The sequence below is a fragment of the Glutamicibacter sp. NPDC088483 genome, from assembly GCF_044753145.1.
Taxonomy (GTDB): Bacteria; Actinomycetota; Actinomycetes; order Actinomycetales; family Micrococcaceae; genus Glutamicibacter.
Genome location: NZ_JBIVMP010000001.1, coordinates 143,458 through 156,204 on the forward strand (window position 1 = coordinate 143,458; position 12,747 = coordinate 156,204).

Here is a 12,747-nt window from a genome sequence, read left to right on the forward strand (position 1 = left end):
ATCACCGGCTGCCAGCCAAAGCGCGTTGCACTGCGGCGAGCCGGCAGCGGGCCGGGGGCCGTCAGGCGACGATCAGCGCGATGCCCACATAGGTAGTGAGCAGCGTCGCGAGCAGCCATTCTGCGGTGGAGCCCGTCTCGGCCAGAATCGGCAATGCCACCCGCCCATTGGACTTCCAGCAGCCGCCAATCAGCGGCAGCCGGCGGAACCAGCGCGGCGAGCCGATCTTGATCGGCCACAGCAGATTGCAGCCGCCGATGGTCAGCATGTCGCCCAGCACGTGCACGATCGCGCCCAGGGAGACTGCCATCAGGAACCAGAGGTTCTGCTCCGGCGCATTCATCCCGACGAAAGTCCCGGCGGCCAAGGCGATAATCCAGCACAGCAGCGGCGGCATGAATTTCATGGTCTTCACCGCGAAGGAAATCAGCAGGATCGCGAACAGCGCCGCGGCCGGGTAGACCGTGCCCAACGCCGCGGTCTGCACATCCCAGCCGTTGGCCAGCCAGGCCAGGAAGATGAAGAAGGCGATGCCGATCAGCGAATGGGTGCCGTTGCGGTGCCCGCCCGAAACCGAACCGACAATCCGCGTGAAAATGCTGGAGAACGGGGGCAGCGAGCGGGCGATCGTGGCCCCATGGTGATCCGCGTCGGGCAGCAGGGCCGCGCCAGCGCAGACGATCGCGCCGGCCAGGGTTTCCCAGCGGTCCATCTGGAAAGTTCCCAGCCCCAGGTTCACCGAACCCACGGTGACGTCAGTTGTAATTGCCAACCATGCGGCTGCGCCGCTCACCGCGTGGTGTCCACCCATCATGCATTCAACCTTAGGTCTGGTCACCGACGTTTTAGCGGTGCGACGGAGGTAAGCTGGAACACATGAGTATTGTGCGTGAAGCTGTTCCGGGCGACTGCCCGCAGATCTTGGCGATGATCCAGGAATTGGCCGACTATGAAAGGGAACCTGATGCGGTGCTCAACACCGCAGCAGACCTCCAATCCCATCTGTTCGGCCCCAATCCCCAGGTCTTCGCCCATGTTGCCGAGGATGAAACCGGGACGCTCAGGGGCATGGCCCTGTGGTATCTGACCTACTCCACTTGGGAAGGCCGGCACGGCATCCATCTGGAGGATCTGTATGTGCGCGAATCCCAGCGCGGTTCAGGCACCGGCACCGCGTTGCTGCGCACGCTGGCGCAGATCTGCGTCGAACGCGGCTACAAGCGCCTGGAATGGTCAGTGCTGGATTGGAACGAGCCGGCCATCAGGTTCTACGACGCCATCGGTTCCAGCTCCATGGACGGCTGGAGCACCCGGCGCCTGGACGGCGAAGCACTGCAACAACTTGGCATGCAAGGAGCGAGCTAATGCGCCACTACCGCGGTATGGATGTCACCGACCATCGCATCGAGGTTCCACTGGATCACGCCGATCCGCAGGGCGAAAAGATTTCGGTCTTCGCCCGCGAGATCAGCACCGGCACGGCCAAGCCCTGGCTGCTGTTCCTGCAGGGCGGTCCAGGGGGCAAATCCCCGCGCCCCGGTTCCTTGTCGGGGTGGTTGGCCGAAGCCACCAAGCACTTCCGCGTGCTGCTGCTGGACCAGCGCGGCACCGGACTGTCCACCCCGGCTAACCGCAAGTCCTTGCCGCTGCGCGGGGACTCGGCCGCCCAGGCCCGCTACCTCTCGCATTTCCGCGCCGACTCGATTGTGCGCGACGCCGAAGCCCTGCGCGAGCACCTGGGCATCGAGCAGTGGAGCACCCTGGGGCAGAGCTACGGCGGGTTCTGCACCCTGACCTATCTCTCGCTCTTCCCGCAGTCGCTCACCCGCTGCCTGGTCACCGGCGGGCTGGCCTCGCTGGATGCCGATGCGAAGACCGTCTACCGCGCCACCTACCAGCGGATGGCAGAACGCAACCGCGAGTACTTCTCCTGGTACCCCGAGGACTTCCAGACCCTGCACAGGATCTACGAGCATGTGCGCACCAATGACGATGAGCTGCTGCCCAACGGCCAGCGCGTCACCGTGCCGCTGGTGCAGATGCTGGGCATGTACCTGGGCGGAAACACCCGGGTGCACCTGCTGCATCACATCTTCGAGGAGGCCTTCAGCCACACCCCGGGCGGCGACCGCCTCTCGGATAACTTCCTCGAAGCGCTCTTGGCCCAGAGCTCTTTCGCCTCGAACCCGCTCTATGCGCTGATGCATGAAACCATCTACGCCCAAGGCGCGCCGACCAATTTCGCGGCCGAACAAGTCCTGCCGGAATTCGCCGACTTCACCCGCCACGCGGCGACCCCGCTGCTGACCGGCGAGATGATCTACAGCTGGCACTTCGCCGAAGATCCTGCCCTGCGCCCCCTGGAGGACGTGGCCCGCATCCTGGCCGAGCACGAAGGCTTCGGCCCGCTCTACGATCTGGACGTCCTGGCCAAGAACACCGTGCCGGTGGCCGCCGCGGTCTACCATGACGACGTCTACGTGGACCGCGAGCTCTCGCTGCGCACCGCCTCGCAGGTGGCCGGGTTGCAGACCTGGGTGACCGATCAATTCCACCATGACGGCATCGGCGACGACGGCCCGGCGATCTTCCGCCGGCTGCTGGCCATGGCCAACGGCGAAGACCCGGACGCCGCGGCCCAGGACAGCTAGCCCGCGCACCGGCTAGGTTAACGCGCAGGGCGCTTGAATCCCCCGGGGATTCAAGCGCCCTGCGCGTTAAGCCTTCTGCTGCTAATGGTCCAGCTTCGCGGCAACCTGGTCATTCAACCGCTGCAGCAGCGGCACAGCCTGCGCCAGAATCCGCCGTTCCTCGGCGCTGAAGGAATCGATGCCGCCGGCCAGCGAGGAAATCGCGCGTTGCCGGTAGGCTTCAATGGCCTCCTTGCCGTCGCCGGTCAGGCTCACCAGGCTGGCGCGCCCGTCTCCAGGGTCCGGTTGGCGCTGGACCAACTGGTCGTTTTCCATGCGGATGACCAGACCGGTCATGGTCGGCTGGGCCACGCGCTGCTCGATGGCCAAGTCGCCCACGCGCTGGGGACCCAACCGGTCCAGGGTGGAAAGCACCCGCCAAGCGGTCACCGATCGGCCTTGCCCGGCCGCGCGTCCAAGCAGCCGGGACATGGTGCCCGACGCTAGTGCTACGCCGGTGGCAATGCCACTGGCTTCTGTCGATAGGTCGCTCATGGAAAATACCTTAGCAGAACAGCATAGGCACACTATGCGGGTACGGAAAACCCGCCGAGGCCAGTTGGAAGCAACTGGTCCCGGCGGGTAATTGTGCGGATTACTTAACGGCGTCCTGCTCTGCAGCTTCCGCTGCGCCGGCGAGCTCCGCGGCTTCAGCCGAAGCAGCGGCGCGCTTGCCCCATGGGCTCCACAGCGACAGCACGGTTGCGATAACGATCGCGCCCAGGATGACCAGCAGCGAAACACCTACGGAAATGTCCAGCCACGCGTAATGCAGCGGCTCGCCGCCGTTGATGAACGGCAGGCTGTTCTCGTGCAGGGCGTGGAAGACCAGCTTCACGCCGATGAAAGCGAGGATAAAGCTCAGTGCGTGCTTCAGGAAGACCAGGCGGTTCATCAGGCCACCGAGCAGGAAGTAGAGCTGGCGCAAGCCCATCAGCGCGAAGATGTTCGCGGTGAACACGATGAACGCGGACTTGGTCAGGCCGAAGATGGCCGGGATCGAGTCGAAGGCGAACAGCAGGTCGGTCATGCCGATGGTCACGAAGACCAGCACCATCGGGGTGAACAGCTTCTTGCCGTCGACCACGGTGCGCAGCTTGGCGCCATCGAAGTCCTTGGAAATCGGCAGCTTGGAGGTCAGCTTCTTAACCAAGCCGCTTTCCTCGTCCTCATCGTCGTCCTTGAGCTGGTTCCATGCGGTCCACAGCAGGAAGGCGCCGAAGATGTAGAAGACCCACGACCACTGCTCGATGATCGCGGCGCCGAGCACAATGAAGATTGCGCGCAGGACCAACGCGATGATGATGCCGAACATCAGCACTTCCTGCTGGTACTTACGCGGTACCGAGAAGCGCGCCATGATGATGATGAAGACGAACAGGTTGTCCACCGACAACGCGTATTCGGTGACCCAGCCGGCGTAGAATTCCTGGCCAAGCTGGGGTCCAGCCTGCGTCCAGATCACGGCACCGAAGATCAATGCCAAGGAGATGTAGATGCCGACAAAAATGCCTGCTTCCTTCATGGAAGGAATGTGCGGACGCTTGGTGACGTACAGCAGGTCTGCGATGAGCACCGCGCACAGAACAATCAGCGCGATGATCTCGAATTGAATAGTTAACCCATTAGTGCCCACGGACGAGCGACCTTTCGTTGGAGGGTATGGAAAATCGTCGCAAGTCTCTCCGCCGCCACACCAGAATTCGAAACACTTCGATAGCTGGCTCAGTGATCGGCTGCTGTGCCCGGCGAAACATCATTGGTTCGCGTGTTGACGTCCACAGCATTGGGATACTCCCCTACGTCCAGTGATCAAGTGTAGCGCACAGGAACTGCACAGGCTTGGCGCATGTCCCAAAACTGCGCTGGACAGCAGCAGGGCTACGCGTGCCCGGCAGCCTTCATCTGGCGCAATTCCTTCTTCAACTCGGACACTTCATCACGGATCCGGGCGGCCAGCTCGAACTGCAACTCAGCGGCCGCGGCGTGCATCTGCTCGGTCATTTCCCCGATCTGGGCCAGCAGGTCCTCGGCCGGGGCGGCGGCCAGCCCGTCCTTGCGCACGGTGGACGAGGCCTTGGTGCGCTTGGCATTTTTCGCCAACCGGTTGTTGTTCAGCAGTTCCTGGGTGTCGGCATCCTCACGCGCCAGCTGGTCGGTGATGTCAGCGATCTTCTTGCGCAGCGGCGTGGGGTCGATCCCGTGCTCCTTGTTGTGCGCTTCCTGGATTGCCCGTCGGCGATTGGTCTCCTCGATCGCCTGGTCCATCGCATCGGTGATCTTGTCGGCATACATGATCACCTGGCCCGAGACGTTACGCGCGGCACGGCCGATGGTCTGGATCAGGCTGGTGGCCGAACGTAGGAAGCCCTGCTTGTCGGCATCCAGGATCGCGACCAGCGAAACCTCGGGCAAATCCAGGCCCTCGCGCAGCAGGTTAATGCCCACCAGCACGTCGAAGGAACCCATGCGCAGCTCGCGCAGCAGCTCCACGCGGCGGATCGTGTCCACATCGGAGTGCAGGTACTGCACCCGCACCTGGTGCTCGGTGAGGTAGTCGGTCAGGTCCTCGGCCATGCGCTTGGTCAGCGTGGTGACCAGCACGCGCTCATCGCGATCCACACGGGTACGGATCTCATCGAGCAGGTCATCGATCTGGCCCTTGGTGGGCTTGACGATGATCTCGGGGTCGATCAGCCCGGTGGGGCGGATGATCTGCTCCACGAACCCGTCGGACTTGCCCAGCTCGTACTTGCCCGGGGTGGCCGAAAGGTACACGGTCTGCCCGATGCGCTCAAGGAACTCATCCCATTTCAGCGGGCGGTTGTCCATGGCACTTGGCAGGCGGAAGCCGTGTTCCACCAGCGTGCGCTTGCGGGACATGTCGCCCTCGTACATGGCGCCGATCTGCGGCACGGTGACATGCGACTCGTCGATCACCAGCAGGAAGTCATCGGGGAAATAGTCGATCAGGCAGTGCGGGGCGCTGCCGGCATCGCGGCCGTCGATATGGCGCGAGTAGTTCTCGATGCCGTTGCAGAAACCCATCTGCTCCATCATTTCCAGGTCGTAGGTGGTGCGCATGCGCAGCCGCTGGGCCTCGACGAGCTTGTTCTGCGATTCCAGCTCCTTCAGGCGCACCGCCAGCTCGTCCTCGATCCGCTTGATCGCCTTGTGCATCCGCTCGGCACCGGCCACATAGTGGCTGGCCGGGAAGATGTACATCTCGGTCTCCTCGCGGATCACCTCGCCGGTGACCGGGTGCAGGGTGTGGATCGCTTCCACCTCGTCGCCGAAGAACTCGATGCGCACGGCCTGCTCTTCGTACATCGGGATGATCTCCACCGTGTCCCCGCGCACGCGGAAGGTGCCGCGGTGGAAGTCCATGTCGTTGCGGGTGTACTGCATGGCCACGAACTGGCGCAGCATCGCGTCGCGGTTCAGTTCCTCGCCGGTGCGCACGGTGACCATCCCGGCCACGTATTCCTCGGGAGTGCCCAGGCCGTAGATGCACGAGACGGTGGCGACCACAATGGTGTCGCGGCGGGTGAGCAGGGAGTTGGTGGCCGAGTGCCGCAGGCGCTCGACTTCCTCGTTGATCGAGGAGTCCTTCTCGATGAAGGTATCGGTCTGCGGGACGTAGGCCTCGGGCTGGTAGTAGTCGTAGTAGGAGACAAAGTACTCCACCGCGTTATTGGGCATCAGCTCGCGGAACTCGTTGGCCAGCTGGGCGGCCAGGGTCTTGTTCTGCACCAGCACCAGGGTGGGGCGCTGCACCTGCTCCACCAGCCAGGCGGTGGTCGCGGACTTGCCGGTACCGGTGGCACCGAGCAGCACGATGTCCTTCTCGCCGGCGTTGATCCGCTCGGTCAGCTGCTTGATGGCCTGCGGCTGGTCGCCGGCAGGCTGGTACTCGCTGATGACTTCGAAGGGGGCGACCACGCGCTTGATCGGCTGTGCAAGACTCATGCTTCCAGCATATCCACTTGCCCCGACCGTTGGGGCTGCGCCCTAGCCAGCTTTCAGCTTAAATCCGGGGTGCTACTTGCGCATCCCGTAGCGGATCGCATTGCGCTTGACGGTGCGCTGGATGCTGCTGCCGAAGAATCCCACGGTCATGATGGTGGCGGCAATCAGCCCCAGCAAGGCCAGGCAGCCGGAAATGTAGACCACCGGCGAATACGGCCCGGATTCGCTGGCAACGAATTCGGCGCGGCCGCCAAAACCGAGCCACAGCACCAAGGCGACGGCGAAAGCGATCAGGGTGCTCCACTTGCAGATCTTGTACATTCCTACTCCTGTGCTGGCGCCAATTGGCGGTAGAGGGCAGAAACCTGCACCTCCAGTTCTTCCAAGGTACCGGAATTATCCAGCAGGTAGTCGGCTACGGCCGCCCGCTGGTCATCCGTGGCCTGCGCGGCCATCCGGGCCTCGGCGTCTTCCCGGGTCCAGCCGCGGTCCTGGACCATGCGGCGAATGCGTTCGGCGTGCGGGGCGGCCACGACGACCACCGCGTCGAAGCTGTCCAGCTGGCCGGTCTCGACCAGCAGCGGGATGTCCTCGACCACCAGCGAGCCGGCTGGCGCTCCTTGGCGCAACTTCGCCGCTTGCTCCCGCACCAGCGGGTGCACGATCGCGTTGAGCTTGGCCCGCGCCGCCTCGTCGGCGAAGACTATCGCGCCCAATGCGGGACGGTTCAGCGACCCGTCGGCCAGCAAAACGGCTTCGCCAAACGTGTCCTTGATCGCAGCCAGCCCGGGCGTGCCGGGTTCGACCACCTTGCGCGCCAACGCGTCGGCATCGATGACTACGGCTCCCAGGGCGGCCAATTTGGCCGCGACCGCAGATTTTCCGGAGGCCACTCCCCCGGTCAGTCCCACATGCATCATGTTCCCACCCTATAAACTAAGAGGGATGAACACCAACGACTCGGCCGCGACACGGTACACGACCTTGACCAGCGATTGCGTGCACGAGCTGGAAATCAAGCGTTCGCGATTCATCACCTACCTCTACCGGGTCGAAACCGAGGCCGCCGCCCGCGCGCAGATCGCGGCCCTGCGCAAGACCCACTTCGATGCCCGCCACCACTGCAGCGCGTTCATCCTGGGCCCCGATCGCATGGCCCAGCGCTCCAACGACGACGGCGAGCCCTCGGGCACCGCCGGCATCCCGATGCTCGATGCCCTGGCCAAGCGCGAAATCGCCGACGGCAGCGTGCTCTCGGACGTGCTGGCCGTGGTGGTCCGCTACTTCGGCGGGATCAAGCTTGGCGCCGGCGGACTGGTCCGCGCATATTCCGAGGCGGTATCTTCCGGGCTGGACAATGCGCAGCTGCACCTGCGCCAGCGCATGCGGATCTTCACCTTCGCCGCCGCCCACGCCGACGCGGCCCGCTACGAGAACGAGCTGCGCGCCGCCGGCTACCAGGTCGAACCGACCCTCTGGCAGGCCGATGCCGCAATCGTGCAGATCGGCATCCCGGACACTCCCGAAGCCGCCGCGCAGCTGCGCACCGGCATCGCCGCACTCACCTCCGGCGCCGGGGAACTGGCCGCCGCCAACACGCAATGGGTTGATCTGATTTGAACTCCGCCGCCAATCCCGAAGGCACGCCCGCTGCCGCCAGCAGCCTCCAGGCCCTGCTCCCCGCCCTGCGCCGCTGGCCCGATGTCGAAGCCGCCAACCTCTACGCCGCCGACGCCTGCGACCGGCTCATCCTGGACACCTGCGCCGCCGCGGCCGGCCCCTCGGACCGCTGGCCGGCCGCCATCGCGGTCATCGGCGACCACTACGGCGCGCTGGCCCTGGGCGCGCTGGCACTAGGCAGCACGAGCGTGCGCGTGCACACCGATTCGCTCACCGCCCGCCGGGCCATCGAGGCCAACCTCGCCCGGCTCATGCCCGAGCGGGCCGGAGACCTCGAATTCTGCACCCTGGAACAGGTCGCCCAGGGCGCCAGTTCGATCCTGCTGGCCCTGCCTCGCGGACTGGACGTGCTGGGAGAACAGGCCGCCGCGGCAGCTGCCGTCGCCGATCCCGGCGCGAAGCTTTTCGCCGGTGGCCGCATCAAGCACATGAGCCGTTCCATGAACGAGGTGCTCGCGGCGCATTTCACCCGCGTCGATGTCTCGCTGGCCCGGCAGAAATCCCGGGTGCTCACCGCCAGCACCCCGCGCGCCGAACAGCCCGTCAGCAGCTTCCCGGCCTCTGCCACCCACCAGGTGCGCGGCACCAGCTTCACGCTGCATGCCGGTGCCGGGACCTTCGGTGCCGCCCGGCTGGATCCGGGCACCCGGCTGCTGCTGGAAAACCTTCCGGATCTCTCCGGGCACGCCACGCTGGTCGATCTGGCCTGCGGCAACGGCGCGATCGGCATCTGCGCAGCACTGGAAAACCCGCAGCTGCGCGTGGACGCCTCGGACCATTCGGCCTCCGCGGTCGCCTCCACCCTGGCCGCCGCACAACGCAACAACCTGGCCGGTCGCATCACCGCCGTGCAGGATGACGCCCTGGGCCGCCTGCCCGACGCCAGCGCCACACTGGTCACGCTGAACCCGCCCTTCCACATCGGCAACACCGTCACCGCCGACATCGCGTTCAAGCTGATCGACGACGCCGCCCGCGTGCTCGCTCCCGGAGGCACCCTGCTGTGCGTGTTCAACTCGCACCTGCGCTACCGCAGCGAATTGGCCCGCCGCGTTGGCCCCACCGAACAGCTGGCCCGCGACAGGACCTTCACCGTGACTGCATCAACCCGCGCGCACTAGGCTTTTCCACAGGCCGTATTGCCGGCCGGCACGCCGCGCACCGCCTGGCGCATGCTGGGGCCATGAACAGAACTGTCAGCCAGGCGCTAGCCGGGCTTGCCCAAGCGATGAAGGACGCGCCGGCCCTCGCGGTGGACGACGCCCTGGCCGTCGCCGCGTTCATCCCCGTCCTGCACCAGACCCTGCTCTGCGCCGATCCAGCCACCGGCCCCGAGTCCCACTACCTGCACGATCCGCGCTACGCCTTGGCCCTGGCCACCGCGGCTGAAGCTTCGGCCCACCAGGCCCTTCGCACCCAGATCTACGCAGCCCACCTGGTCGATGACACCGCGGCGCACACCCTGGCCCAGGTTGAACTCGCCGCGGCCCGCCAGGGCACCACCGATTTCTCCGTCCCTGCCCAGCGCACCGGAAAGCGGCCCAGCTTCACCGGCCCTGCGGCACTGCTGGCATCCTGGCTGCGCACCGACCATTTCGAGGCCAAGCGCCGCATCCAGTCCGCCAACCATGTCTTCGCGCAATACGACTACCAGCATCAGCGGCACCAGGCACAGTTCCCGCTGCTGGCGCGGCGCTTTGCCGATCTGCGCCAGCCGCCAGCCGAAGTGCTCAGCGCGGCCCGCCGCCTGGGCGCTCTGGAACCCCAACGCGACGAATACGCCGCACCGGCCACCGCCTCGGCGCTCACCGAAGATGGCGAGCTGCTTGAATCCATCGTCAACCAGCAATTGGACCAGCCCGACCCCGGCACCCGCAGGCAATTGGTCAACAGCTTCCTGAAATCCCAGAAGGAACGCTTGGGCAAGAAGCGGCCCGAAGCCCAGGAAGGCCTGTACCGGCGGGGCGAACGCGGCGGCCTGGTCCACTACGACCTCGCCCTGCGCCCTACGCGGGCAGAACTCTTCGAATCGGGCATTTCGCAAAGCGACAATCCCCGCTCCGGTTCCGGCCAAGCCGCACGGGAGGCTTTTGCCCAGTCTCCGGGACAGCGTACAGAGCAGGATGCTGCCCCTGGCACTTCCTACCAGGCCGACGCCGGAGGCCATCCGGACTTCTTGACCGATGAGGAAGCTGCCGCCAGCGAAGATCCTGTTTCCCCACCGCTTTCTCCCGCGGCACGCCGCCTCAATGGCCTGATGAATCTGCTGGAGATCAACACGAAGCGGCTCCAGGAGCTGCTGGATGCCGCGCGCAATGGCGGGACCCCCAAGGGCGCCGATGGGAATGATGCAGGCACCGTGGATGTCCCCACCATCACCCCGCAGGTCGTGGTCATGCTGACCTTGGACGAGTTGGAAGGCCGCGCGAGAACCCATGGCATCACCCAGCACGGTTTCAAGCTCGATGCAACTGACCTGCGCCAGACCCTGGCCAGGGCACGCATCATCCCGATGGTGCTCGGCGGCAGGGGCGAGCTCCTTGATATCGGGCGCAGCCAGCGCAAGCATCCGAACTACATGCGCCTGGGTGTTGCGGTGCGCGATCGCGGCTGCATAGTTCCCGGGTGCACCATGGATCCCGAACGCTGCAACATCCACCACATCTGGTTCTGGTCCGAGGGCGGTGTCACTGCGGTCTACTGGAGCGCGATGCTCTGCGACACGCATCATCATGACGTTCATGCCGGGTTGATCAAGGTCATTGCCGACGATGGCGTACCCAAGGTCATCCTGCCCAGCTTCGTCGATCCCACCCAGACCCCGGTGCGCAACATCTACCACATGGCCAAGGCCGCCTAGTTCGCGGCAATGCGCCGGGGCCATCCGGCTAGATCAAGAAAGGGCGTCCACCGTGCACGCGGACGGCTTGGGCGTTGATCCCCAATGGACGAAGGTTGATCCGGTCGATCTCGCCCCGCTCATTATTCTCGAAAGTATCAGCCGTAACCGAATCACCGGCAGGGGTCTGGACCGCCAGGCGGCGCTTGGTTCTGGCCAGAGGCTCGCGTGCCGATGCCGGGACGTAGTAGGCGCTGGCCTGCTTCCCTCCGCCGTAGAGCCATGAAGCGCGCACCGCGACCGGGCGTGAGCCCCAGCCGCTGAGCCCTGCAATGACCAAGCGCTGGCCGGTTGCCTCTAGCAGTTTCCCATTCAGGTTCTCCCCATAGACCCAGGGCTGGGACGCGATGCCCAGGAACTCTTCGGCAGAGCGCTGGTTGACCGCATGCACCCCGTGCACCGGGCACACCTCTGAGCAGAAAATGAATCGCGGATCCTCAAATTTCTGCTTGGACCCGTTCTTGTCGTCGTTGCGGCACAGGCAGGCCCCGGTTTCTTCCGTTTCGATGAGGATCGCGTTGCCATAGGCCCGCAATGACGTTGGACCAATTCGGTGGTCCGCTGGAACTTCGAGTGCGAAAAGTCCCATCGATTTCAAGCGCATCCAGCGCAGCATGCTCAGCAGCAGGCTGATGCCCAGGAGAACGGCCGCGGCGTACACGTCAAGACGGTAGCCTTCATCCAAGTCATGCAGCGAATGAACTTCCGTGCTGACCAATTCCCAGCCCAGCCGGAGCAGCGGGTAGATCAGTGCTCCTACCGCAAGCTCCCATACCATGGGCGACATTTGCTTGGTGATTCCAAAATCGCTCTCTTGCCCCGGCGCCAAGGCGATGCCTCCTGAGGCTTCACGCTTCCAGGTTCTCAGCAGGCGTCGAAACCGTGCGTCCATGAGACCTACGGACAGTGCGAGCAGCAGGAAATAGCCCAGCGCCAGCATCAGGATCCTTTGCAGGTCCCCGGCCGGAGCCAGCAGGAAATAGATTCCGGCGGCTACGCCCAAGCCCATCCAGGGTGATTGCCGTCCGCCGCCAAAGATCATGGCCAGGACGGTAGCGACCATGGAGAAGGAGAGGATGTCCATGAAGCCCTTGTCCAGGTACGGGGAATGCAGAAGATCCGAACGGACGAGGACCACCAGTGCAACCAGCGGAAGCCAGGTCGCTGCGGCAACCCAGAAATTGGGAATAGTGCGCGGTACAGTCTCCCACTCCTCGTGGCTGACCTGGCGCACCGGGATCTGCTGCCCGGCAGTTGCGCCTGCCGCATAGTCTGCCGGCGAATTTCCTGTCGTTGCCATGTGCTACTACCTGCCGTTAGTGAGTCCACCTGATCGGTGCACTTTTAGTCTAACCTCAGCAAGTATTAAGAGCAGTGCTCCTTCGGAGCTATTCCTGCCCGGCGGATGTCAGCAGAAATAATGACGCGCCAGCCATGCCGGCAAGCAAAAAACCAGTTAAACAAACGAAGGTCCAACCCTTGCAGGGTTGGACCTTCGTGAATCAGCTA

The 12,747-nt window shown here is 64.6% G+C and carries 12 protein-coding genes; 5 read left to right on the plus strand and 7 right to left on the minus strand.

Annotated elements, in window-relative coordinates:
• Window positions 1–61 precede the first annotated feature (61 nt).
• Window positions 62–814, minus strand: coding sequence for a metal-dependent hydrolase (locus ACIP6G_RS00720; protein ID WP_105656685.1), 753 nt, complete (start codon window positions 812–814; stop codon window positions 62–64).
• Window positions 815–876: 62 nt separating this feature from the next.
• On the opposite strand from ACIP6G_RS00720, the gene ACIP6G_RS00725 reads away from it, so the two are divergent.
• Both ACIP6G_RS00725 and ACIP6G_RS00730 read left to right on the plus strand, forming a co-directional pair.
• The gene (locus tag ACIP6G_RS00725; RefSeq protein WP_133834222.1) at window positions 877–1,365 is read left to right on the plus strand and encodes a GNAT family N-acetyltransferase; all 489 of its coding nucleotides are present in this window, start codon (window positions 877–879) and stop codon (window positions 1,363–1,365) included.
• Complete coding sequence (locus tag ACIP6G_RS00730; RefSeq protein WP_400288143.1) at window positions 1,365–2,651, plus strand: alpha/beta fold hydrolase; 1,287 nt, start codon at window positions 1,365–1,367, stop codon at window positions 2,649–2,651. Before ACIP6G_RS00725 ends, ACIP6G_RS00730 begins: the two co-directional genes overlap by 1 nt.
• 81 nt (window positions 2,652–2,732) lie before the next feature.
• Here the strand turns inward: ACIP6G_RS00730 and ACIP6G_RS00735 are convergent, their stop codons facing one another.
• The 5 genes from ACIP6G_RS00735 to coaE all read right to left on the minus strand — a co-directional run bounded on the left by ACIP6G_RS00735 (window position 2,733) and on the right by coaE (window position 7,579).
• Window positions 2,733–3,185: a MarR family winged helix-turn-helix transcriptional regulator gene (locus tag ACIP6G_RS00735; protein ID WP_105656688.1), complete on the minus strand. Its 453-nt coding sequence runs from the start codon at window positions 3,183–3,185 to the stop codon at window positions 2,733–2,735.
• A gap of 100 nt (window positions 3,186–3,285) precedes the next feature.
• The gene (locus tag ACIP6G_RS00740; protein WP_400288145.1) at window positions 3,286–4,326 is read right to left on the minus strand and encodes a TerC family protein; all 1,041 of its coding nucleotides are present in this window, start codon (window positions 4,324–4,326) and stop codon (window positions 3,286–3,288) included.
• A gap of 245 nt (window positions 4,327–4,571) precedes the next feature.
• The gene (gene uvrB, locus ACIP6G_RS00745) at window positions 4,572–6,659 is read right to left on the minus strand and encodes an excinuclease ABC subunit UvrB (protein WP_133834225.1); all 2,088 of its coding nucleotides are present in this window, start codon (window positions 6,657–6,659) and stop codon (window positions 4,572–4,574) included.
• A gap of 72 nt (window positions 6,660–6,731) precedes the next feature.
• Window positions 6,732–6,980, minus strand: coding sequence for a hypothetical protein (locus ACIP6G_RS00750; RefSeq protein WP_105656691.1), 249 nt, complete (start codon window positions 6,978–6,980; stop codon window positions 6,732–6,734).
• 2 nt (window positions 6,981–6,982) lie between these two features.
• Complete coding sequence (gene coaE, locus ACIP6G_RS00755; RefSeq protein ID WP_400288147.1) at window positions 6,983–7,579, minus strand: dephospho-CoA kinase; 597 nt, start codon at window positions 7,577–7,579, stop codon at window positions 6,983–6,985.
• 25 nt (window positions 7,580–7,604) lie between these two features.
• On the opposite strand from coaE, the gene ACIP6G_RS00760 reads away from it, so the two are divergent.
• From ACIP6G_RS00760 to ACIP6G_RS00770, 3 genes are all read left to right on the plus strand, one after another.
• The gene (locus ACIP6G_RS00760; RefSeq protein WP_332595161.1) at window positions 7,605–8,279 is read left to right on the plus strand and encodes a YigZ family protein; all 675 of its coding nucleotides are present in this window, start codon (window positions 7,605–7,607) and stop codon (window positions 8,277–8,279) included.
• A complete protein-coding gene (locus tag ACIP6G_RS00765) occupies window positions 8,276–9,460 on the plus strand; it encodes a class I SAM-dependent methyltransferase (RefSeq protein ID WP_400288149.1) in 1,185 nt (394 codons plus the stop codon). Before ACIP6G_RS00760 ends, ACIP6G_RS00765 begins: the two co-directional genes overlap by 4 nt.
• 62 nt (window positions 9,461–9,522) lie before the next feature.
• Window positions 9,523–11,199: an HNH endonuclease signature motif containing protein gene (locus tag ACIP6G_RS00770; RefSeq protein ID WP_400288150.1), complete on the plus strand. Its 1,677-nt coding sequence runs from the start codon at window positions 9,523–9,525 to the stop codon at window positions 11,197–11,199.
• Window positions 11,200–11,227: 28 nt separating this feature from the next.
• Here the strand turns inward: ACIP6G_RS00770 and ACIP6G_RS00775 are convergent, their stop codons facing one another.
• The gene (locus ACIP6G_RS00775) at window positions 11,228–12,538 is read right to left on the minus strand and encodes a hypothetical protein (protein WP_400288152.1); all 1,311 of its coding nucleotides are present in this window, start codon (window positions 12,536–12,538) and stop codon (window positions 11,228–11,230) included.
• Window positions 12,539–12,747: the final 209 nt, after the last annotated feature.